We start from the raw sequence: 22,353 nt of genomic DNA on the forward strand, positions 1-22,353 counted from the left end.
GAGGAGATGTTTCCGTGTACCTGTCCCGCCGTGCCCTGCTCCGCTCCACCGCACTCGGGTTGCTGGCCGTGCCCGCCGCCGCGTGCTCCGATTCCGGTAGTGCGGGTCCGGCGCTGGTCCGTGAACGACCCACCCTGACGCACGGTGTCGCGGCGGGGGACGTGCGAGCCGACGGTGCGCTCGTCTGGGCGAGGTCCGACCGTCCCGCCACGATGATCGTGGAGACCTCGGCCACCGAGTCCTTCACCGACCCGATGCGGTTCGAGGGTGGACTGCTCACTCCGGACACGGACGGCACCGGACGGCTGCGGCTGACCGGACTACCCGCAGGGCAGCAGGTGCACTACCGGGTGACTCTCGAAGGCGACGACGGCGCCACCTCGGAGGCGGTGACGGGTGTCTTCCGCACCGCTCCGGGCGCCGCAGGGGACATCCGGTTGCAGTGGTCCGGGGACACGGCGGGTCAGGGGTACGGAATCAATCCGGACATCGGCGGAATGCGAATCTTCGACAGGATGGCCGCGCGCGACCCGCACCTGTTCCTGCACTCGGGCGACGTCGTGTACGCCGACGGTCCGCTGAAGGAGTCCGTCACGCTGCCGGACGGACGCGTGTGGCGGAACACGGTCAGTGAGGCGAAGAGCGCGGTCGCGCAGACGCTGGACCAGTACCGCGGCCAGTACGCGTACAACCTCACCGACGACAACTACCGTAGGTTCAATTCCTCTGTGGCGCAGATCGTTCAATGGGACGATCACGAGACCGTCAACAACTGGTACCCCGGTGAGGTCCTCGATCTCGACGCGTACACGGAGAAGAACGTGGACGTGCTGGCGCAGAGGGCATTCCAGGCGTACCACGAGTGGCTGCCGGTGGAGCCGGCCGACGCGGTCGACGGTCGCGTGTACCGCAAGATCGGGTACGGGCCACTGCTCGACGTGTTCGTCCTCGACATGCGCACCTACAAGGACGCGAACGGGGTCAACACCGGTGCGGCCGGGCAGATTCTCGGTGCGGCCCAGAAGGACTGGCTGATCCGGGAACTCGGTGCGTCCACGGCGACGTGGAAGATCATCGCCAACGACCTCCCGCTCGGGATGGTGGTCCCGGACGGCGACACCGCGTTCGAGGGCGTCGCGAACGGGGAGCCCGGTCAGCCGTCGGGCCGGGAATCCGAGATCGCCCAGGTGCTGTCGGCGATCAAGGCGGGGCGGATCACCGGGACGGTATGGCTCACTGCGGACGTGCACTACACCGCCGCGCACCGGTACTCGCCCGACCGCGCCGCGTACAAGGATTTCGACGAGTTCTGGGAGTTCGTCTCCGGTCCACTCAACTCGGGCGGCTTCGGTCCGAACGACCTCGACGCCACGTTCGGCCCCGAGGCCGTGTTCGTGCACGCGCCGCCCGCACCCAACTCGTCGCCGCTCGACGGATACCAGCACTTCGGTGAGGTGTTCATCGACGGGCAGACGTCGGAGTTGCGGGTGGACCTCCTCGACGCGGCCGGGACGGTGCTGTTCACTCAGGTCCTGCCGCCGCCGCGCTGACCCCGACGTGAGTGCTGCGGCGTCCCCGGGCACACTTTCGCACTCACGTGTGGGAGGTCCAGTCCGCAGAATCTGGACTGCTCGGCTCGTCGGGGAAGATTCCACCGAGAGGGGCGCCGACCCGGAACTGCTCCAGGCGAAATATCCCCTTACCTCCCTCTTTGGGGCCGTAATGCGCCACGGCCGCGGCCAGGAGGACCATGCACGCGAGGGTGATCACTGTCGTCATGGATCCGAGCTTCGCCGCAACTGGCTTGGAGATGAATAGCCAAGAGGTTGATACTGGACTGCATGATGACTCGCGTACTCGGCGCACGCTCCCTGGCCAGGGACCTCGGCAACTGGCAGGACGACAGCAGCCGGCGGTCGGCCGCGCGGCCCGCCTACCGGGCGCTGGCCGACGGGATCCGCCTGCTCGTGCACGACGGCCGCATCCCGTTGGGGGTCGCGTTGCCGAGTGAGCGCGAACTGGCGTCGATGCTGGAGTTGAGCCGGACCACGATCACGTCATCGTATTCGGTGCTCCGGGACGAGGGGTATCTCATCAGCCGTCAGGGGTCGCGCAGCACTGTCGCGCTGCCGCTCGGGGCACGGCAGAACGGGCTGATGTTCCGGGCGCACCAGCCCGGTTCCGACAGTTCGGTGGTCGATCTCAGCTATGCGGCGATGGCCGCGCCCGCGGAGGCGGTCGAGCAGGCCTACGCCTATGCGTTGCAATCGCTTCCGCAGTTCCTGCCGACTCATGGAATGGAGCCGGTGGGGATCGGCGCGTTGCGGGACGTGATCGCCGCCCGCTACCGGGCACGAGGGCTGGAGACCTCGCCTGAGCAGATCATGGTCACCTCCGGTGCCCAGCACGCGCTGCGGCTGCTCCTCAACGTGCTCACGGCGCCGGGGGAGCGGGTGCTGGTCGATCACCCCACGTACCCCAACGCGCTGGAGGCGATCCGCAGGGTGGGTGCGCGTCCGGTCCCGGTCCCGGTCCGTCCGGAGGGCGGGGCGTCCGGGGCGTGGGATCTCGACGGAATCCGCAGCGCCGCCCGGCAGACCGCGGCCCGGATGGCGTACCTGATCCCGGACTTCCACAACCCCACCGGGTTGTGTCTCGACGCGTCCGGGCGGGCCGAATTGGCGCGGATCGCGCGTGACACCCGCATGACCCTGGTGGTGGACGAGACGATGGTCGACCTGTGGCTGGACGAGCCGTCACCGGGGCCGGTGGCGGCGCACGGCAGGGGAGCCGCGAAGTCGGAGGTCGTGACGATTGGGTCGGCGGCGAAGTCGTTCTGGGGCGGGCTGCGCGTCGGCTGGATTCGCGCCGATCCGGCCCTGATCACCCGGCTCGCCGGGGCGCGGGCCGCGGTCGATCTGGGCACGCCGGTGATGGACCAGCTCGCGGCCGCGCATCTGCTCTCCGACGACGAACTCGTCCTCGCACGACGCCGGGCGGAACTGCGGGAACAGCGGAGCGCAATGCTCGACGCTCTCGCCGACCGCTTGCCGGACTGGGTCCCGACCATCGGTTCGGGAGGGATGTCGCTGTGGCTGCGCATGCCCGCGCCGGTGTCGACGGCGCTGGCCGCGACGGCCCCCAACTTCGGGGTGCTGCTGGCGGCGGGGCCGCGGTTCGGTGTGGAGGGCGCATTCGAGCGGTTCGTCCGGCTCCCCTACGCGCGGACGTCCGACGAGCTGCGCCGCGGCGTCGACTGCATCGCGGCAGCGTACGAGACGCTGGCCGTCGACCGTGAGCTCGCGGAACCGTCCCTCGTCGTCTGAGCACGTGAGTGGCGAAGCGTGCCGGAACACGCGTCGCCACTCACGTGGGGATCAGGTCCAGACGGTGTCGATGTCGACGCCTTCGCGGGCGGGCGGGGTGGGTGCGCCCGCAGGGGTGCGGGAGAACCGCGGCGCCGGGGCGTGCTGGGTGACGCCGTCGAGGTCGATCAACGACCCGCGGGCGGCGATGTGCTCGTTGGACGGCGCCTCCGCGAACGTCAGCACGGGAGACACGCAGGCGTCGGTGCCGAGGAAGATGGCCGCCCATTCGTCGCGGGTCTTCGACAGGAACTTCTCGGCGAAGACCTTCTTCATCTGCGGCCACGCCGAGACGTCCATCTGCTGCGGCAGTTCGGCGGGGTCGAGTTCGAGGCCCTGCAACAGCAGGGCGTAGAACTGCGGCTCGATCGAGCCGACGGCCATGTACTTGCCGTCGGACGTCTCGTAGGTGTCGTAGAACGGCGCGCCGGTGTCGAGCAGGTTGACGCCGCGCTCGTCGGACCAGACGCCGCGACCGCGGAACGCCCACATCATGTGCGACAGGGCGAGTGCGCCGTCGACCATCGCCGCATCCACGACCTGGCCCTTGCCGGACGACTGGCGTTCGACCAGCGCCGACAGGATCCCGAAGATCAGGAACATCGAACCGCCGCCGAAGTCGCCGACCATGTTCAGCGGCGGCACGGGACGTTCACCCTTGCGGCCGATGGCGTGCAGGACACCGGTCAGCGAAATGTAGTTGATGTCGTGCCCGGCGGCGCTGGCCAGCGGACCCTCCTGGCCCCAGCCCGTCATCCGTCCGTACACGAGCCGCTCGTTGCGCCCGAGGCAGACGTCGGGGCCCAGGCCCATGCGCTCGGTGACCCCGGGGCGGAAGCCCTCGATCACGACGTCCGCGCGCTCGATCAGGCCGAGGACCTTCTCGACCTGCTCAGGGTCCTTCAGGTTGGCCTCGACGACGCGACGACCACGCTGGATCTGGTCGTACGGGCCGTCCGGCGGAATCACTCCGGGACGCTGGACGCACACCACGTCGGCGCCGAGATCGGCCAGGAGGGCGGCGGCGTGCGGGCCCGGTCCGAGGCCTGCGAATTCGACGACGCGAATGCCCGCGAGGGGGCCCTTCTTCTCTGTAACTGGAGCAGACACGCGAGTTCCTCATTCCGGTGCGAGACAACCTGTCGAATCGACGTTAACTTGCGGGTGCCCGGCCGTGTGCCCCGGGTCACCGGAGCCGCCCCGGGTGACCCCGCGCTCTTGCCTGCCTGCGGGTCCGCGGGGCACAGTTGATTCATGAGTCTTCAGGGTGAGCTCGTGAGTTTCGTGGCCAGCACCGATCTGGACGTCTCGGAGATGTTCTACGTGGAGACCCTGGGGCTGACTCTCGTCACACGGGACGAGTTCGCGTTGGCCCTCGATTGCAACGGCTCCCTGCTCCGGGTCACGCTGGTGCAGGCGAAGGCCGACACCGGGTACACCGTGCTGGGGTGGAAGGTCGCCGACCTGAACAAGGTCGTCGAATCACTGCGCAGCAAGGGCATCGAGTTCACCGAGTACCCGGGGATGGATCAGGACGAGCATGCGGCCTGGCGTGCCCCGGACGGCATCCGCGTGGCGTGGTTCCGGGATCCGCACGACAACGTGCTGTCGCTCTTCGAGGATCCGAACTGACCGGCGTCAGGGGCGGGCCGCACCGCGGCCGGCGAGTAGTGCCTCGGTAGCGTCCCACAAGCGCGCGGCGAGTTCGGCGTCACGTGCGTCCTTGCTCGGGTGAACAACCTTGCAACCCTTGACGTATTCGCCGGTGAACTTGCCGCTCTCCGTCGCGGTGGCGGTCCAGACCACGCTTTCCGCAGCCTTCGCGACGTCGGCCGTGAACGGGGACAGGAGCGTCCCCACCACCTGGTGGCCGAACAGCAGACCCCGCCCGAGGGAGGTGCCGCGGACGAAGCCGGGGTCGGCGCAATTGACGACCAGCCTCGCGGGATCGGACCGGCGCGCCAACTCCCGCGTGAACAGGGTCAGGGCGAGTGTGGAGTTGTTGTACGCACGCTGGCCGTGGAACGTGTCCTTCGTGCCGTCGAGGTCGTCGAAGTCGACGTGCCCGCCCCGATGTGCCGACGAGCTGACGTCCACGATGCGTGCCGGATGCCGGTACCCGGCGGCGTCGGCGGTCGACGCCGCAGCCATCGCCGGAGCCAGCGACGTCGCCAGCACGAACGGCGCGAGGTAGTTCACGGCGAACATCTCTTCGATGCCGTCGACCGTCAGCTGACGATGCCCCACGTCGATGCCTGCGTTGTTCACCAGCACGTCGATCCGCGGGAACCGGTGCAGCAGTTCCTCGGACAGCTTGCGGGCCCGATCGAGCGAGGACAGGTCGGCGAGCGCCGAATTCAGCCGGTCGCGATAGGCGCTCTCGGACAGTTCGGCGATCACGGCGTCGATCCTGTCCTGGTCCCGGTCGACCAGGACGACGGTGGCCCCGCGGCGTGCGAGTTGGCGGCAGGTCTCCAGGCCGAGCCTCGAGGTGGCACCGGTGACCACCATGGTGCGGCCTGCGAGATCGTTCGACTCGGTCATTCTCGCCTCCCGAATGCAGGTCTCTACGAGAGTAGGGCAACCGGGAGGGACGCACCGTGGAACGAACCGACGGCGCGGCCACGGGTGAGGCCGTTACGTATGCGGCTCGCCGCGGGTTCGGCCTAGCGTCGGTGTTCGTACCCCAGCCAGGCGCGTCGACGCTCGCCGAGCGGATCGTTCTCCACCCGGCTCGTGTCGTCGATGATGAGCGTCTCCCGGCGCTCCGGCGAGTACCGGGGCCATCCGGGTGCCGGGGTCCCGTGCCGGGCGAAGTGCAGCCAGTGCGACTGGACGGTGTCGGTGACGGCCCGAAGCCCGCGGCGCCCCCCGAGCGCGGTGAGCAGCCGCGCCCACGGCCCGGTCAATCCGAACACCGCGTACATCTCCGTGGCGTGGGTGGCGCCCAGCCCGAGGACACGGAGTAGCCGGGGTGCGAAGTCGTACCGGTAGCTGTAGGTCGGTGCGATGGTCGTGTGGCCCTGTGCGCACAGGACGGACGGTTCCCAGAACGTCACGTCGCCGCCGAGGTCCGCTGCCGCACGCCGACCGGGATAGCCGGGGTAGGCGGCGATGGCCCGTTCCTTCACCGACGCGTCCACGTGCGAGAACATCTTGTCGATCCGGGTGGGATCGGTGGGCAGGATGTTCAGGAACCGGGGAAATACCCTGCCCTCGTGGCGGTTCGTGCCGATGATCAGCGGCACCGGGTGCCCGGAACCGGAAGCGAAACAGTCGAGCGGATGCGTGGGAAGGAAGAAGCCGTCGACGACGGGCGCGAACGCGCGAGTTCCCGGTTCCTCGTCGGCGCCCCGGTGCGCCAGTGTCGTCCCCGCCTCGACGAAGTCGGCCGGGTCGGCGGTCTCGAGCCACGTCGCGGCGTCGGCGAGCGGGACCCCGGCGATCTCGAGGAATTCGCGCGACCACCGCGCGGCCCGCTCGGGGTGATAGGCCGATGCGACCGGCGGGCTTTCCGCGATGGCCCGTGCGAAAAGGCCTTTCGCGGCGGGTGTGGTCATCAGTGTGGTGACGGCGTTGGCGCCCGCGGATTCGCCGAAGACGGTCACGTTGTCGGGGTCGCCGCCGAACTCGGCGATGTTGCGTTGCACCCATTCGAGTGCGGCCACCTGGTCGCGGAGTCCGAGGTTGGAGTCGAAAGGCCGTTCGGGGGTGGAGAATTGGGTGAAGTCGAGGTATCCGAGCGAGCCGAGGCGGTAGTTGATCGACACGTACACGATGTCGCCGCGGCGGACCAGCGACTCACCGCTGTAGAGCGACGAGGACGAGGACCCGCCGGAGTAGGCGCCGCCGTGGATGAAGACCATCACGGGTCGCGGCGATCCGGATGCGGACCCGGGTGCGAGCACGTTCAGGGTGAGACAGTCCTCGTCGGTCCCACCACCCTGCGGTGCCGGGGACCCGAAGTGGAAGGCCCGCCGGACCCCCGACCACGGCTCGACCGGTTGCGGGGCCCGTAACCGCAGAGGCCCGACCGGGGGAGCGGCGTAGGGGATACCCCGCCAGGCAGTCAGGTGGTCGTCGATCCGGCGCCCTCCGACGGCGCCGGCATCGGTGTGGACCTCGAGAGCGTTCACAGGCCCTGCCCGTAGTAGCCCCGGTACCCCTCCCAGGCCAGCCTGCGCTCCCGGCGCGGATCGTCCTGGACGGTGGTGACGGTGTCGAACACGAGTGTTGCCCTCCTGTCGGTGTCGTACTTCGGCCATGACGCCAATGGTGTTCCCTGCGAGGCGAAGTGCAGCCAGTGCCGCTGCACGGTGTCCGTCACGTCCTTCAGTCCGCGACGACCGCCCGGTAGGGTGAGGCCGCGGCCGATCAGGGTGTCGGCGATGTCGAACACCGCGAACAGCTCGAATCCGTGTGTGGCGTCCAGTCCGAGCCATTTCATGGCGCGCGGAGCGAAGTCGAAACGGTAGCTGAAGGTGGGGGCGAACGCGGAGTGGGCCTCGGCCAGTTCGATCGACGGCCTCCAGAACGTCAGATCGCCGCCCAGGTCGACGGCCGCGTCCGGCGCCGGGTAGCCGGGATACGCGGCGGTGACGCGGGCCTCGGCGCCCGGGTCGGTGAGGGCGAACATCCGCCCGATCCGGTCGGGGTCGGTCGGCAGCGCGTCAAGGAGTTTCGGGAACAGGGTGCCCTCACGGGCGTTGGTGCCGATGATCAGCGGAACCCGGTGCGCCGAGCCGTCGGCGAACGCGTCGAGCGGCGGCTTCGGCAGGAAGTCGCCGTCGATCACGGGGCCGAACGGGTGCAGTCCCGGCGTCTCCGACAGCACCTTCGCGCCGAGACGATTTCCGGCCCGGCCCAGTGCGCCGACCGGTGACGAGGTGAGCGCCTCCGCGGCGGTGTCGGGTTCGGCCCCGAGCAGCGTCACGTAGTCGGATGCCCACCGGGCGGCGCGGTCGGCGGTGGTGACGAGGCCGGGGGCGGAACTCTCCGAGATCGCCCGTGCGAAAAGGCCTTTCGCGGCGGGTGTGGTCATCAGTGTGGTGACGGCATTGGCGCCCGCGGATTCGCCGAAGACGGTGACATTGTCGGGGTCGCCGCCGAATTCGGCGATGTTGCGTTGCACCCATTCGAGTGCGGCCACCTGGTCGCGGAGTCCGAGGTTGGAGTCGAAAGGTCTTTCTGGGGTGGAGAATTGGGTGAAGTCGAGGTAACCGAGCGAGCCGAGGCGGTAGTTGATCGACACGTACACGATGTCGCCGCGGCGGACCAGCGACTGGCCGCCGTAGAGCGCGGTGGCCGACATGCCCAGCGTGTACGCGCCGCCGTGGATGAACACCATCACCGGACGCGTCCCGGACGTGCCGGGCGTGGCCAGCACGTTGAGTGTCAGGCAGTTCTCGCTACTCGGCTGATACTTGCCCGGCCGGAGTGCGGTGAATTTCTTGTGCTGCACGGCGGCGTCGCCGAATTCGGTGGCGTCGAGTTCACCGGACCACGGCGTGACGGGCTGGGGTGCGCGCAACCGCAGCGGCCCGACCGGGGGAGCCGCGTAGGGAATTCCCCGCCACGCGACCAGGTCGCCGACACGCCGGCCGCGGACCGCCCCGTCGGCCGTCCTCACCAGTGTGTCGGTCGTGAGAGTGTCAGACGCCATGTCGGCGACTATACGGAGACCGGACGAGCGGTCGCCCCTTCCGCCCGGTCAGCGCCTCGCCTCGAGCAGCCGCAGCCACACCTCGCTCACGGTCGGGTACGACGGGACCGCATGCCACAGCGTGTCGAGCGGCACCTTCCCGACCAGCGCGATGGTGGCGGCATGGATGAGTTCGCCGACATCCGTGCCCGCGAACGTCGCTCCGACCAGGGTGTCGGTAGCCCGGTCGACCACGAGCTTGGCGTGACCGCTGAAATCGTCGCGGGCCAGTGACGAGCCGGCGACGGCGATGTCGACCTCGACGGTCTCGACGTCCACCCCGGCGTCACGCGCCTGCTGCTCGGTGATCCCGACGGCCGAGACCTCGGGATCGGCGAACACCACCTGGGGAACCTGGCCGTGGTCGGCGGTCGCCCGGAATCGGGCCCCCTCCAGAGCCCTGCCCTCGGCGCGGGCGGCGATCACGTCGCCACAGACACGGCCCTGGTACTTGCCCATGTGGGTGAGCAACGCGCGGCCGTTGGCGTCGCCGACGGCGTACAACCATTCGTCCGCCGTCGTCAGATGGTCGTCGGTGGTGAGGTATCCGTGCGAGTTCAGCAGTCGCGTGTCGAGGCCGAGCGCCGACGTCGCCGGAGTGCGCCCGGTCGCGACGACAACCTCGTCGACGACGAGCGGATCCTGTCCCGCCACGTCCAGAGTCACCGGACCGCCGTGGATGCGGCCGATCCCCGTGTCCCGGGCGTCGGGCCGCTCGACGCCGCGAAGGTCCGCGCCGAACAGGATCCGCGCACCCTTCTTCTCCAGCGAGCGGGCCACCCGCTCACCGGCGAACGGCTCGTTCTTCGGGAGCAGTGCCCGGCCGCGCACCACCATCGTCAGTTCCTCGACACCGAGGTCCAGCAGCCACGTCGCGCTCTCACATGCCACGACGCCGCCGCCGATCACGGCGACCCGGCGCGGAACTTCTCTCAGGTTGGTGGCGTCCCGCGAGATCCACGGCAACGCTGCCCGAAGGCCGGGGGTGTCGGGGACCGCGGCGGTTGTCCCGGTGGCGACCACGACGGCGTGCCGGGCGCGCAGCTCGCGGGAATCGCCGACCGTCACCGTGCGGTCCCCGGTGATGCGTGCCGATCCGCGGATGACGTCGATCCCCTGCGAGTCGGCCCACATCACCTGCGACGAGTCGTCGTGGTTGCTGGTGAACGAGTCGCGTCGCGCCAGCACGGCGTCCACGTCGAGCGGACCGGCCGACACCCCGGGCATGTTGTGCGCGGCCCCGAGGACGTCACCCGGACGCAGCAACGCCTTGCTGGGCATGCACGCCCAGTAGGAGCATTCCCCGCCGACGAGTTCGTGTTCGATCAGCGCCGCGGTGCGGTCGCTGCCCGCGATGGCGTAACTCGCCGCGTTCTCACCCGCGGGACCGCCTCCGATCACGATGACATCGAACTCTTCCGCGCCGCTCCCAGAGTCAGTCATACCTGTAACGGTAAGCCGGTCGGTGCTGGATGTCAGAGGTTCCGGCGGGCCTCTCGCGTTGTTACCCGCGGGTAGATAGTGTGGCGGAATGAGACGGCAGAAGATTCTGATCACCGGGGCCAGCTCGGGACTCGGCGAGGAGATGGCTCGTCGGTTCGCCGCCCAGGGACGAGACCTCGCGCTGTGCGCACGACGCGTCGACCGGCTCGAATCCGTGCGCGACGAGTTGCAGGCGGCGCATCCCGGGATCACCGTCGCCGTCCGGGAACTCGACGTCACCGACCACGACGCGGTGGTCCGGGTCTTCGGCGAACTGCGCGACGAGCTGGGCGGACTCGACCGCGTCGTCGTCAACGCGGGACTCGGCAAAGGGGCCCGGATCGGAACCGGCCGGGCCGACGCCAATCTCGCCACCGCCCGCACCAACTTCGTCGGCGCCCTGTCTCAGTGCGAGGCGGCGCTCGGGATCTTCCGCGAACAGAACTCCGGACACCTGGTGCTCGTGTCCTCGATCAGTGCCGATCGGGGTCTTCCCGGCCCGAAGGCGGCGTACTCGGCGAGCAAGGCGGGAGTGTCGGCCCTCGGCGAGGCGCTGACCGCGGAACTGGCGAAGAGTCCGATCGTGGTGACCACGCTGCTCCCCGGGTACATCGCCACCGACATGTCGGGCAGGGCCGGGGACAGTGCCAAGATGACGGCCAGCCTCGACGACGGCGTCGATGCGATGGTCGCGGCCATCGAGAAGGAGACGAACCGCGCTGCGCTGCCGGGAATCAAATGGCGAGGAATCGACCTCGCGTTGAGGTTCCTTCCTCATGCGTGGACATCCCGGTTCGTGTAGGACTGACCTATGACGACCGCCCAGGAATCTTCGTCCCTCGGCCTGCAGCGTTCGAGGCCTCGTGTCGTCATCGTCGGGGGAGGGTTCGGCGGGATCCACGCCGCCCGGCGGCTCCGCGACGTCGACGTGGATGTCACCCTGCTGGACCGGGGAACCAGCCACCTCTTCCAGCCGCTGCTCTACCAATGCGCGACGGGGTTGCTCTCCGAAGGGGAGATCAGCAGCCCGCTGCGGCACCTGCTGCGCGGCAACCGCAACGTGCACGTCGCCCTCGGGGAGGCGCACGCCGTCGATGCCGTCAGCAGGGTCCTGACCGCCAGTCGCTTCGACGGATCCACGTTCGACCTTCCCTACGACTACCTGATCGTCGCGGCGGGAATGCGTCAGGCGTACCACGGGCACGACGAGTACATCCAGTGGGCGCCGGGGATGAAGACCCTCGACGACGCGCTCGCCATTCGCCGAAAGCTGATCTCCGCCTTCGAGATGGCCGAATCGCTGCCCACCGCGGAGGAGCGCAGGCCGTGGCTGACCTTCGCCGTCGCAGGCGGCGGACCCACCGGAGTCGAACTGGCGGGCCAGATCCGGGAACTCGCCGTGCACGCCCTCGCCCACGAGTTCCAGTCCATCGACCCCTGCGAGGCCCGGGTGCTGCTCTTCCACGGCGGCGACCGTGTTCTGCAGTCGTTCAACCGGAAACTGTCCGCGGCGGCGCAGCGGACCCTCGACAAGGTCGGTGTCGAAACGCATCTCGGTGTCCACGTCACCGACGTCTGCGAGACCAGCATCGAGACGACGGCCAAGAACGCGGCCCGCACCAAGAAGCGGTACGGGGCTCGCACGATCCTCTGGACCGCGGGCGTCGAAGCCGTGCCGTTCGCGGGAGCTCTCGCGAATGCGCTGGGCGTGAAGCAGATTCAGGGCGGACGCATCGCCGTCGAACCCGATCTCACCGTGCCCGGACACCCGAACGTCTGGGTGATCGGCGACCTGATGTCGCTGAACGAGCTTCCCGGTGTCGCCGAGGTCGCGATGCAGGGTGGCAGGCACGCCGCGGGGTGCATCGCCCGCACCGTCACCGGTGGGGTGCCCGACCGCAAACCCTTCAAATACCGCGACCTGGGGAGCGCGGCCTACATCGCCCGCAGGCACGCGCTGCTCCAGGCCGGCCCGATCCGGATGTCCGGGTTCATGGGCTGGGTGTCGTGGGGTGTCATCCACATCGCGTTCCTCGCCGGGTACCGGAACCGGTTCGGCACCCTGCTCAACTGGGGCGTCACGCTGGCGTCGCGGACGCGCCGGGAGCGGGCGATCACCTACGGCGATCCGCAGTCGGCGCGTCAGCCCTACGCCGAACCCGCGTCCGAGTCCTGACGTCACCAGCTCCGTGCGTCGAGACCGTGGCGGGCGAGGACGTTCGCCGCTCGCTGCCGGAGCGCGGCGTGGTCCGGACTGTCCAGCGACTCGAGCGCGAGCGTGTAGCTGCCGCCGAATCGGCTGAGATAGGCGGAGAGCCGGGTGCGGCTGGTCACGACACCCGGATGCACGGCTCGGGTGGCAATGCCGGTGGCGCGGTGACCGCCGATCGAGACGAGCGTCTCGGGTAGCGGTCCGATGTTGGAACACAGCACGTCCCGTTCGCCGGGGTTGCCCGTGAGGGCATGCGCCACCCGGTCGGGGACCAGTTGCAGCATCTCCTCCGGGAACCCGGCCGGACTCGTCATCGCGGGCGCGGAGAACGCCGCGCGGCTCGCAGCCCGCACGTCCGCGACGGTGTCCTGCGGGCCGACGTCCACCTCGACCATGGCGACGGAGTTCGCGGTGCCCGAGGAGGTGGCCGCGTCCCGCAGGTCCATCGGCACACTGATCGTGAGCGGCCGGGATTCGCCGTCCCGCCGCGCCAACTCGGCCACCACGGCCAGGAACAGGCTGTTCGGGGTTCCGCCTGCCCGCTCCGCGGCGGCATCCCACCGTTCGGCGCCCACGTCCAGCACCGCCGACACAGGTGAGTGGCAATGCGTGCCGGGAGACGCATTCCCACTCACGTGCAGGAAGCGGCGCAGTTCCGCGCGCCGGGTCCCGTTCACCACGAGGCCGGCGACCGCACGTGCGGTTCCCTCCGTCACGCGGCGGGCGAGCCGGGTGGCGTCCCACATGTCGGCGACAGCGCCGTCCGCACCGCCCGGAGTCGACGGGGGCAGGCCCTGCAGCGCCGCGGCGATGGCTGCCGCCAGTCCGCGCGCATCCGCGAGCACGTGCGAACACACCAGCGACAGCACCGTGCCGCCGTCAGCGGGTCGTGCGCACGCCAGACGCCAGCCGGGACCCCGCTCGGGGTCGACCGACAACGAGCCCTGCTCGTCCGCCCACGCAAGGACCGTCCCGGCCTCGATCTCCGCGTATTCGACGGGGAAGGCGCCGGTACTCGGCTCGAACCGGGGCCGCGCGCCGGGAATTCGCGGACGCACCACGCGCCGGCCGAGCGGTCCGCGGGCGAAGTCTGCGCTCAGGGAATCGAGGGTCGAGGCATTCACGTGCCCGTCGGTACGCCACAGTCCCTGCATCACGATCGGCGTTCCGAACCCCCGGTGGGTGCGCAGGAACATCTCGTCGACGACGCTCAATCGGGCGCTCACCAGCGAAGTGTACGACCGGGCGGGACCCTCGCGGCACGCCGGCCTCTGGACAACCAGCGCATACTGGAACTGCAGCGCTGTTCGGACCGCACACGGAGAACACCATGGTTAGCGTCGAGAAATGGAAGGTGTGGGGTTCCGTCGTGGAGGTCGACGTCACCGAGGGCGCCGCCCTTCCGGAGGCCGCGGCGTTGATCGCGGCCGTCATCGACGAGGCCGAATCGGTCTGCGACATCCACCGCGGCGACGCCGAGATCCACGCGGTCAACCTTTCGCAGGGCGCCCCGGTGAAGGTCAGCAGGCGAATGTCGGCACTGCTGCGTTCGGCACTGTGGGCTGCGCGGATGACAGACGGAGTGGTGAATCCGCTCGCCGTCGAATCCGCCGACGAGGACTTGATCCCCACGGTGCATCCGGCGCCCAGCTTCCTCGACGTCCAGATCGACGACGACGTCGTGTTCGCGCCGTGGGGTGCGTCGTTCGACATCACCGACACCGCCAAGGCCGACACGGTGGACCGGGCGGCGGAACTGGTCGCCCGCCAACTCGAGTGCGGGGCCGCCGTGCGTATCGGCGACGTCATCGCGACGGCCGGGCACTGTCCCGCCGGCGGCTGGCAGATTCCGGTGCCCGGCGACGGCGAGGTCGAACTGGTGAACGGGACTGCGATGGCGACGGCGTTCGCGCCCCCGGCTGCCGAACCGCCCACCGCCACCGAGTGGGAGACGGTGACGGTGATCGCCGACGACGCACTCTGGGCGTACGCGGCCAGCATCGCCGCCCTCGCCCGCGGTATCGGTGCGATCCGCTGGATCGAACAGCACGAGCTGCGGGCCCGGCTGGTGGACCGGTCGGGCCGGGTCTACACCACGGAGAGCTGGTGAATCACGCCCGTCCGCGCTGACGGCGGTACCAGCGCACAAGGCTGTCCGTCGACGAATCGCTTTGCGCGGCCGGTTCATCCGCGGCGGTGAGCACCGGCTGCAGCTCCACAGCCTGCGTCTTGCCGAGCTCGACACCCCACTGGTCGAACGAGTCGATTCCCCACACGACGCCCTCGACGAACACCTGGTGCTCGTACAGTGCGATCAGCTGCCCGATCACCGACGGGGTGAGCTTGGGCGCGAGAATCGTGGTGGACGGCCGGTTGCCGGGCATGACCTTGTGCGGCACCAGATTCTCCGGCGTCCCCTCGGCCGCGATCTCCTCGGCCGTCTTGCCGAACGCCAGGACCTTCGTCTGGGCGAAGAAGTTGCTCATCAGCAGGTCGTGCATGCTGCCGGTGCCGTCCGCGGTGGGCAGGTCGTCCGTCGGTTCGCCGAAACCGATGAAATCGGAGGGGACGAGCCGGGTGCCCTGGTGCAGGAGCTGGTAGAAGGCGTGCTGCCCGTTGGTGCCGGGTTCGCCCCAGAAGATCTCGCCGGTGGACGTGGGGACGGGGGAGCCGTCGGCGCGCACCGACTTGCCGTTCGATTCCATCGTCAACTGCTGAAGATAGGCCGGGAACCGCACGAGGTCGTTGGAATACGGCAGCACGGCACGGGATTCGGCGCCGAAGAAGTTCGAGTACCAGAGTCCGATCAGGCCGAGCAGGACCGGCGCGTTCTCCTCGAGCGGCGCCGTGCGGAAGTGTTCGTCCACGGCGTGGAAGCCGGCGAGGAACTCCGCGAACCGTTCCTTGCCGATCGCCGCCATCACCGACAGCCCGATGGCGGAATCGACCGAGTACCGGCCACCCACCCAATCCCAGAATCCGAACATGTTGGCCGTGTCGATACCGAACTCCGCCACCCGATCCGCGTGCGTCGAGACGGCGACGAAATGCTTTGCGACCGCTTCGTTTCCGAGGCCGAGACCGCCGAGCAGCCAGCGTCGCGCGGCGGTGGCGTTAGTGAGCGTCTCGAGCGTCGAGAACGTCTTGGACGCCACGATGAACAGCGTGGTGGCCGGGTCGAGGCCCTGCAGGCTGCGCACCAGGTCGGCGGGGTCGACGTTGGAGATGAACCGGACGCTGATGCCGGCGTCGGCGTAGTGCCGCAGCGCGCGGTACACCATCACCGGACCCAGATCCGATCCGCCGATGCCGATGTTGACGACGGTCTTGATTCGCTCGCCCGTCGCGCCGCGCCATTCACCGGAGCGCACACGATCCGTGAAGTCGCCCATGCGGTCGAGGACGTCGTGGACGTCGGCCACGACGTCCTGCCCGTCGACGACGAGAGACGCGTCGGCGGGCAGCCTCAGCGCGGTGTGGAGGACGGCGCGGTCCTCGGAAGTGTTGATGTGCTCGCCCGCGAACATCGCGTCCCGGCGTGCCTCCAGGTCGGCGCTGCGTGCCAGTTCGAGGAGCAACCCGATGGTGTCGCGGTCGATGCGGTGCTTGCTGTAGTCGATGTACAGGTCGCCCGCCGAGACGGTGAGTTCCTGCCCGCGTGCCGGGTCCTTCTCGAAGAGTTCTCGAAGATGGACGGACTGAATTTGAGCGTGATGATCACGCAATTTCTGCCAGGCAGCGGTTCCGGTGATGTCTGAGCTCACGAGATTTGAGCTTAATGCCCGCGCGTCGAAACTTCCGTGCGAACTTCGGTGCGGCGCATGATGGACGTCATGGATGCTGTCGAACTCATGCGAACCGTTCCCACAACCCTCTTCCTCGGCGGCGAGAAGCGTGACGCCGAGAACGGTGCCACGTTCACCGTTTTCGACCCGGCCACCGGTGACGCCCTGACCGAGGTGGCGGACGCCAGCCCTGCCGACGCGATGAAAGCGCTCGACGCCGCGGTGGCGGTGCAGCGGGAGTGGGCGGCGACCCCGGCACGTGAGCGGGGGGAACTGCTCCGCGCGGTGTTCGAGAAGATCACGGCCCGGGCCGACGACTTCGCGCTCTTGATGACGCTGGAGATGGGCAAGGCGCTGCCGGAGAGCGCGGCGGAGGTCAAGTACGGCGCCGAGTTCTTCCGGTGGTTCAGCGAGGAGGCCGTGCGTATCGCCGGCCGCTACACACCGGCGCCCGCGGGGAACGGACGCATCCTGGTGACCAAGCAGCCCGTCGGACCGTGTCTGGCGATCACACCGTGGAACTTCCCGCTCGCGATGGGCACCCGCAAGATCGGACCCGCACTGGCCGCCGGCTGCACGATGATCGTCAAACCCGCCTCCGAGACGCCGTTGACGATGCTCCTGCTCGCCGAGGTGATGGCCGACGCGGGGCTCCCGAAGGGCGTGCTGTCCGTGCTGCCGACGTCGAAGTCGGGGGAGGTGACCGGTCCGCTGCTCGACGACCCCCGGCTGCGGAAGCTCACGTTCACCGGCTCGACCGGGGTGGGGCGGATGCTCGTCGAGAAGTCGGCGAAGGGACTGCTGCGCACGTCCATGGAACTCGGCGGGAACGCGCCCTTCGTGGTCTTCGACGACGCCGACGTGGACAAGGCGGTGGCCGGCGCCGTCCTCGCCAAGATGCGCAACGGCGGCGAGGCCTGCACCGCGGCCAATCGCTTCCACGTCGCGAACAGTGTGCGGGAGGAGTTCACCGCGAAGCTCGTCGACAAGCTGTCCTCGTACACACTCGGACCCGGCACGGATCCCGACACGACGCTCGGCCCGCTGATCAACGCGGACCAACTCGAGAAGGTCGGGGAACTGGTGCAGGACGCCGTCGGTGCCGGCGCCCGGGTGCGGCTCGGCGGGGTCGCCCCGGAGGGTCCCGGTTACTACTACCCGGCGACCGTGCTGGACGAGATCCCCGCGCAGGCGCGGATCCTGAAGGAAGAGGTGTTCGGACCGGTGGTCGCGATCGCCGGGTTCGACACTGAGGAGGAGGGGATCGCCGCGGCCAACGACACGGAATTCGGCCTGGCGTCGTACATCTTCACCCGCGATCTCGACCGTGCACTCCGGGTGGCCGACGCCCTCGAATCGGGCATGGTCGGCATCAATCGCGGGGTCATCTCGGACACCGCTGCCCCCTTCGGCGGCGTCAAAGCGTCAGGCTTCGGGCGCGAAGGGGGCAGTGAAGGCATCGAGGAGTACCTGGAGACCAAGTACGTGGCGCTCGAGCCGTAACGACCGCCGTCGGGGGACGGGCAGGCCGCTTCGGGAAATCAGTGACCGAGGCGGCCGCGCCCGAGGCGCAGCAGCAGCATGGCGAGTGTGTGGCCTTCCTGGCCGAGCTCGTTGAACCGCTCGAGCACCTTCATCTCACGGCTGTGGACGAGGCGGGGACCGCCGGACGCCATCCGCGTGCGCCCGATGAGCTGCGAGACCTCTGCACGGCGCTTGATAGCGGCGAGAATCTCGGCGTCGAGCTTGTCGATCTCCTGGCGGAGAACCTCGATCTCGGCCTCGCTGGTGGGCACAGCGGTTTCCTTGGCGGCTGATGCGACGGTCTGAGTGCTCATTGGTTCGTCTCCCTCTTGTCAGAACTTGGATCGTTGTTTTGGCTCGAGTCGTTACCGATCCAGGCTCGTTTGACGAAAAAAGCCCCGGATCCGGTGCGGACCTCGGGGCTCGTGAGCTGTTCAGTTCACGGGCACCGGAGGCCGGTACCCGTAAAAAAATCGCCACAGGGGGCGCGACGGCGGACTGAACATGTGTACCAGTTTGCCATGGCGGTACCGCGCAGGCCAAGCGGCTGTGACGCTGTCGGTACACGCCGGTAAGTTTGATAGTTGATGAACACTATCTCCGGCACCGCTTCTCCCCTGAGCACCACGTCGCCTTCACACGCCGCCGCACCGGCGCGCGCAGGATCCGACGTGCTCCTCCAGGGCCTCAACCCACCGCAACGGGAAGCGGTCGTGCACGCCGGGTCCCCGCTGTTGATCGTCGCGGGTGCGGGCTCGGGCAAAACGGCTGTGCTCACCCGCCGTATCGCATATCTGCTGGCCGAGCGGGGGGTGATGCCCGGTCAGATCCTGGCCATCACGTTCACCAACAAGGCTGCCGCGGAGATGCGGGAACGCGTCGCCCACCTCGTCGGCCCCAGGGCCAACAGCATGTGGGTGTCCACGTTCCACTCCAGCTGCGTGCGGATCCTGCGAGCCCAGGCGTCGCTGCTCCCCGGCCTCAACTCGAACTTCTCCATCTACGACGCGGACGATTCGCGGCGTCTCCTGACGATGATCGCCAAGGATCTGAACATCGACACCAAGCGCTATTCGGCGCGGCTGCTCGCCACCCACATCTCGAATCTCAAGAACGAGCTCATCGACCCGGAGCAGGCGAGCGCCGACGCCGACAAGGATCCGGCGGAACTGCCGCGGCTGATCGCCAAGGTGTACGGGCACTACCAGCAGCGGTTGCGGTCGGCGAACGCGCTGGACTTCGACGACCTGATCGGCGAGACGGTCGCGATGCTGCAGGCGTTTCCCCAGGTGGCCGAATACTACCGGCGGCGGTTCCGCCACGTGCTGGTCGACGAGTACCAGGACACGAACCACGCCCAGTACATGCTGGTGCGTGAACTGGTCGGCGGAACCGCCGACGGCGAGGACGCGGACCACCGGGTCGCCCCGGCCGAGCTGTGCGTGGTGGGCGACGCGGATCAGTCGATCTACGCGTTCCGCGGCGCCACGATCCGCAACATCGAGGAGTTCGAGCGCGACTACCCGGACGCCCGCACCATCCTGCTGGAGCAGAACTACCGGTCCACCCAGAACATTCTGTCGGCGGCCAACTCGGTGATCTCGAAGAACACCGGCCGGCGTGAGAAGCGGCTGTGGACCGATTCGGGCGAGGGTGAGCTCATCACCGGCTACGTCGCGGACAACGAGCACGACGAGGCGTCGTTCGTGGCGTCCGAGATCGACAAGCTCGTCGATTCCGGCGACGCCAAGTTCGGTGACGTCGCCGTGTTCTACCGCACCAACAACTCGTCGCGTGCCCTCGAAGAGATCTTCATCCGGCTCGGCGTTCCGTACAAGGTCGTCGGCGGAGTGCGGTTCTACGAGCGCAAGGAGGTGCGCGACATCGTCGCGTATCTCCGTGTCCTCGCGAACGAGGACGACACCGTAAGCCTGCGCCGGATCCTCAACACGCCCCGCCGCGGCATCGGCGACCGCGCCGAGGCCTGTGTGGCCGTCCACTCCGAGCAACGGGGCATCAGCTTCGCGGAGGCGCTGCGGGACGGCGGTGAGGGGCGCGTACCGCTGCTGAACACCCGTTCCCAGAAGGCCATCGCGTCGTTCCTCGAGCTCATGGACGGACTGCGGGTGATGCTCCCGCCGGAGACCACTGTGGATGACGTCGTCCCCGACCAGCTCGGCGACATCGGCGACGTCGTCGAGGCGGTCCTGGAGCGGACGGGCTACCGCGCCGAGCTCGCGGCGAGCAATGACCCTCAGGACGGGGCGCGTCTCGACAACCTCAACGAACTCGTGAGCGTGGCGCGTGAGTTCAGCTCCGACGCGCGGAACGCGGCGGGCCTCGTGGAACCGCCGGAGGACGGCGACGTCGACGCCCGGGACGGTGAACCCGATCCCGGATCCCTCGCCGCGTTCCTCGAACGGGTGTCCCTGGTCGCGGACTCCGATCAGTTGCCCGACAACGACGAGGGCGTCGTCACACTGATGACCCTGCACACCGCGAAGGGGCTCGAGTTCCCCGTCGTCTTCGTCACCGGGTGGGAAGACGGTCAGTTCCCGCACATGCGGGCGCTCGGCGACCCCACGGAACTGTCGGAGGAGCGCCGGCTCGCGTACGTCGGCATCACCCGTGCCCGGCAGCGGCTGTATCTGACACGGGCCGTCATGCGGTCGGCGTGGGGCCAGCCCATCCAGAACCCGGAGTCGCGATTCCTGCAGGAGATCCCGTCGGATCTCGTGCACTGGCGCCGTGAGGACCCGGGCACCGGTATCGGTTCCGGTGGTGCGATCGGCGGTGGCCGTGCGCGTGGATCGGGATACGGCGGTGGTGGCTTCGGCGGCGGTTCCGGTTACGGCGGCGGGTCGGCAGGCACGCCGAGCTTCGGCGCCGCCCGTTCCCGCAACAACAACCTGGTGCTCACGGTCGGCGACCGTGTCAGTCACGACAAGTACGGCCTCGGCACGGTCCTCGAGACCAAGGGTGCCGGCCCGACCGCGACGGTCACCATCGATTTCGGCAGCGCGGGCAAGGTCCGGCTGATGCTGATCGGTGGCGTCCCGATGGTCAAGCTGTAGCGACGGCGAAACGACTGCGGCGCATGCAATGCATGCGCCGCAGTCGTGTGTTCGGGTGGAGCCGAAGGGTTTCGGTCAGTCCATCTCGGGGCCGAGGCTGATGCCGCGGGAGGCCAGCCAGGGGAGGGGATCGATCTTGTTCTCGCCGGCGAGGTGGACCTCGAAGTGCAGGTGCGGGCCGGTGGAGAAGCCGCGGTTGCCGACGGTCGCGATCTGGTCGCCCGCCATGACCTTCTGGCCGACGGTGACGGTGGAGGTGTTGATGTGCCCGTAGACGGTGATGGTGCCGTCGGCGTGCTTGAGGCGGACCCACATGCCGAACCCGGAAGCCGGACCCGAGTCGATGACCTCGCCGTCGGCGACGGCCACGATGGGGGTGCCGATGGGGGCGGCGATGTCGACGCCCGCGTGCAGGGTGCCCCAGCGGCTTCCGAAGTTGGAGGTGAAGGTTCCCACGGCGGGGAGGACGAACAGGGGGCGGCGGGCAGCGGCTTCGCGGGCGGCGCGCTCTTCGCTGAAACGCTGTCCCTTGGCGAGCAGGTTGCTGAACTGCGACAGGTCGGTCGGGTTCGCGATGTTGAGGACCTGCGGGGCGTTCGACTCGGACGCGGCCGTGTCGGCGACCGTGGAGAACTGCGCGGCCTGCGGCTCGGCGGTGGTTCCGATGGTGCTCGACTCGTCACTGGCGAGGGCGACCTCGGAGTGGTCGGAGGAGCTGGACGATCCGCTGGTGACGGCGGCCTGGCCTGCGGCGACTACGGCGCCCGCTGCGACAGCGAGGACTGCGGCGCGGCCTTTGAGAGCTGAGGGGGGAGTCGGAATGCGGTGGGCTCCGCGGCGGGAGTGGGAGGGTGCGCCCTCGAAGGACTCGGAACCGCTGCGGGGAGTGAAGCCGGGAATCTCGGACTCGGTGTCGACGGTCTCGAAGCCGTTGCCGGCGCCGACGCTGTCGGGGGTGGAGCTTGTGGACTGCGAATTGCGGAAGAGCATGCGTGAAATCTCAGAACTATCGGTCTCGGGATAACGCTCGACCGACCTCGAGGGGTACGTGGGCGCGACTTCGTCGTTGTGACCCCGCAACTCGTCATCGTGGTGACTCACAAAACGGCTGGCCGTGAACTGGCTGCGATGGTGCATACGCCCGTCCGTCCTCCTGCTCGTGACCTGCCTGTGACTTGGACCCTGGCGACGGTAACGAAACGGTTGCGAT

18 protein-coding genes are annotated in these 22,353 nt (G+C 68.8%); 8 read left to right on the forward strand and 10 right to left on the reverse strand.

Annotation, left to right across the window (positions count from 1 at the left end):
• Nucleotides 1–14 precede the first annotated feature (14 nt).
• The gene (locus tag FND50_RS10100) at nt 15–1,550 is read left to right on the forward strand and encodes an alkaline phosphatase (protein ID WP_144285658.1); all 1,536 of its coding nucleotides are present in this window, start codon (nt 15–17) and stop codon (nt 1,548–1,550) included.
• A 43-nt stretch (nt 1,551–1,593) separates the two neighbouring features.
• Here the strand turns inward: FND50_RS10100 and FND50_RS10105 are convergent, their stop codons facing one another.
• Nucleotides 1,594–1,779, reverse strand: coding sequence for a hypothetical protein (locus tag FND50_RS10105; RefSeq protein ID WP_260850960.1), 186 nt, complete (start codon nt 1,777–1,779; stop codon nt 1,594–1,596).
• Nucleotides 1,780–1,841: 62 nt separating this feature from the next.
• Between FND50_RS10105 and FND50_RS10110 the strand changes: the two genes are divergently transcribed.
• Nucleotides 1,842–3,326: a PLP-dependent aminotransferase family protein gene (locus tag FND50_RS10110; RefSeq protein ID WP_144285660.1), complete on the forward strand. Its 1,485-nt coding sequence runs from the start codon at nt 1,842–1,844 to the stop codon at nt 3,324–3,326.
• Between the two features lie 51 nt (nt 3,327–3,377).
• On the opposite strand, the gene FND50_RS10115 is transcribed toward FND50_RS10110, so the two are convergent.
• The gene (locus tag FND50_RS10115) at nt 3,378–4,475 is read right to left on the reverse strand and encodes a CaiB/BaiF CoA-transferase family protein (RefSeq protein ID WP_144285661.1); all 1,098 of its coding nucleotides are present in this window, start codon (nt 4,473–4,475) and stop codon (nt 3,378–3,380) included.
• A 144-nt stretch (nt 4,476–4,619) separates the two neighbouring features.
• Between FND50_RS10115 and FND50_RS10120 the strand changes: the two genes are divergently transcribed.
• Nucleotides 4,620–4,997 carry a VOC family protein gene (locus FND50_RS10120; RefSeq protein WP_144285662.1) on the forward strand — a complete coding sequence of 126 codons (378 nt, stop codon included), beginning with the start codon at nt 4,620–4,622 and terminating at the stop codon, nt 4,995–4,997.
• A 6-nt stretch (nt 4,998–5,003) separates the two neighbouring features.
• Here the strand turns inward: FND50_RS10120 and FND50_RS10125 are convergent, their stop codons facing one another.
• The 4 genes from FND50_RS10125 to FND50_RS10140 form a co-directional block, all read right to left on the reverse strand.
• On the reverse strand, nt 5,004–5,909 hold the full coding sequence (locus tag FND50_RS10125; protein ID WP_144285663.1) for an SDR family NAD(P)-dependent oxidoreductase: 906 nt from the start codon (nt 5,907–5,909) through the stop codon (nt 5,004–5,006).
• A 122-nt stretch (nt 5,910–6,031) separates the two neighbouring features.
• On the reverse strand, nt 6,032–7,501 hold the full coding sequence (locus FND50_RS10130) for a carboxylesterase/lipase family protein (RefSeq protein ID WP_144285664.1): 1,470 nt from the start codon (nt 7,499–7,501) through the stop codon (nt 6,032–6,034).
• Nucleotides 7,498–9,027, reverse strand: coding sequence for a carboxylesterase/lipase family protein (locus tag FND50_RS10135; protein WP_144285665.1), 1,530 nt, complete (start codon nt 9,025–9,027; stop codon nt 7,498–7,500). The genes FND50_RS10130 and FND50_RS10135 overlap by 4 nt, the downstream gene beginning before the upstream one ends.
• 48 nt (nt 9,028–9,075) lie before the next feature.
• The gene (locus FND50_RS10140; protein WP_144285666.1) at nt 9,076–10,509 is read right to left on the reverse strand and encodes an NAD(P)/FAD-dependent oxidoreductase; all 1,434 of its coding nucleotides are present in this window, start codon (nt 10,507–10,509) and stop codon (nt 9,076–9,078) included.
• 88 nt (nt 10,510–10,597) lie between these two features.
• On the opposite strand from FND50_RS10140, the gene FND50_RS10145 reads away from it, so the two are divergent.
• Complete coding sequence (locus FND50_RS10145; protein WP_005574895.1) at nt 10,598–11,350, forward strand: SDR family oxidoreductase; 753 nt, start codon at nt 10,598–10,600, stop codon at nt 11,348–11,350.
• Nucleotides 11,351–11,359: 9 nt separating this feature from the next.
• Nucleotides 11,360–12,724, forward strand: coding sequence for an NAD(P)/FAD-dependent oxidoreductase (locus FND50_RS10150; RefSeq protein ID WP_144285667.1), 1,365 nt, complete (start codon nt 11,360–11,362; stop codon nt 12,722–12,724).
• A gap of 2 nt (nt 12,725–12,726) precedes the next feature.
• Here FND50_RS10150 and FND50_RS10155 read toward each other — a convergent pair whose 3' ends face one another.
• A complete protein-coding gene (locus FND50_RS10155) occupies nt 12,727–13,986 on the reverse strand; it encodes a hypothetical protein (RefSeq protein WP_144285668.1) in 1,260 nt (419 codons plus the stop codon).
• 104 nt (nt 13,987–14,090) lie between these two features.
• On the opposite strand from FND50_RS10155, the gene FND50_RS10160 reads away from it, so the two are divergent.
• Nucleotides 14,091–14,870, forward strand: a complete 780-nt coding sequence (locus tag FND50_RS10160; RefSeq protein ID WP_144285669.1) for an FAD:protein FMN transferase — start codon at nt 14,091–14,093, stop codon at nt 14,868–14,870.
• A 1-nt stretch (nt 14,871) separates the two neighbouring features.
• Here the strand turns inward: FND50_RS10160 and pgi are convergent, their stop codons facing one another.
• Nucleotides 14,872–16,524 (reverse strand): glucose-6-phosphate isomerase, encoded by a 1,653-nt coding sequence (pgi, locus tag FND50_RS10165; RefSeq protein ID WP_065489949.1) that lies wholly within the window; start codon nt 16,522–16,524, stop codon nt 14,872–14,874.
• A 69-nt stretch (nt 16,525–16,593) separates the two neighbouring features.
• On the opposite strand from pgi, the gene FND50_RS10170 reads away from it, so the two are divergent.
• Entirely contained in the window at nt 16,594–18,048 is a 1,455-nt protein-coding gene (locus FND50_RS10170) for an NAD-dependent succinate-semialdehyde dehydrogenase (protein WP_186301264.1), read from the forward strand.
• Nucleotides 18,049–18,086: 38 nt separating this feature from the next.
• On the opposite strand, the gene FND50_RS10175 is transcribed toward FND50_RS10170, so the two are convergent.
• Entirely contained in the window at nt 18,087–18,383 is a 297-nt protein-coding gene (locus tag FND50_RS10175) for a chorismate mutase (protein ID WP_005238528.1), read from the reverse strand.
• A gap of 273 nt (nt 18,384–18,656) precedes the next feature.
• On the opposite strand from FND50_RS10175, the gene pcrA reads away from it, so the two are divergent.
• On the forward strand, nt 18,657–21,143 hold the full coding sequence (gene pcrA, locus FND50_RS10180) for a DNA helicase PcrA (protein ID WP_144285671.1): 2,487 nt from the start codon (nt 18,657–18,659) through the stop codon (nt 21,141–21,143).
• Between the two features lie 75 nt (nt 21,144–21,218).
• On the opposite strand, the gene FND50_RS10185 is transcribed toward pcrA, so the two are convergent.
• The gene (locus tag FND50_RS10185) at nt 21,219–22,280 is read right to left on the reverse strand and encodes a M23 family metallopeptidase (RefSeq protein ID WP_144285672.1); all 1,062 of its coding nucleotides are present in this window, start codon (nt 22,278–22,280) and stop codon (nt 21,219–21,221) included.
• Nucleotides 22,281–22,353 lie beyond the last annotated feature (73 nt).

This window comes from Rhodococcus sp. WB9 (genome assembly GCF_007558985.1).
GTDB lineage: Bacteria > Actinomycetota > Actinomycetes > Mycobacteriales > Mycobacteriaceae > Rhodococcus_F > Rhodococcus_F opacus.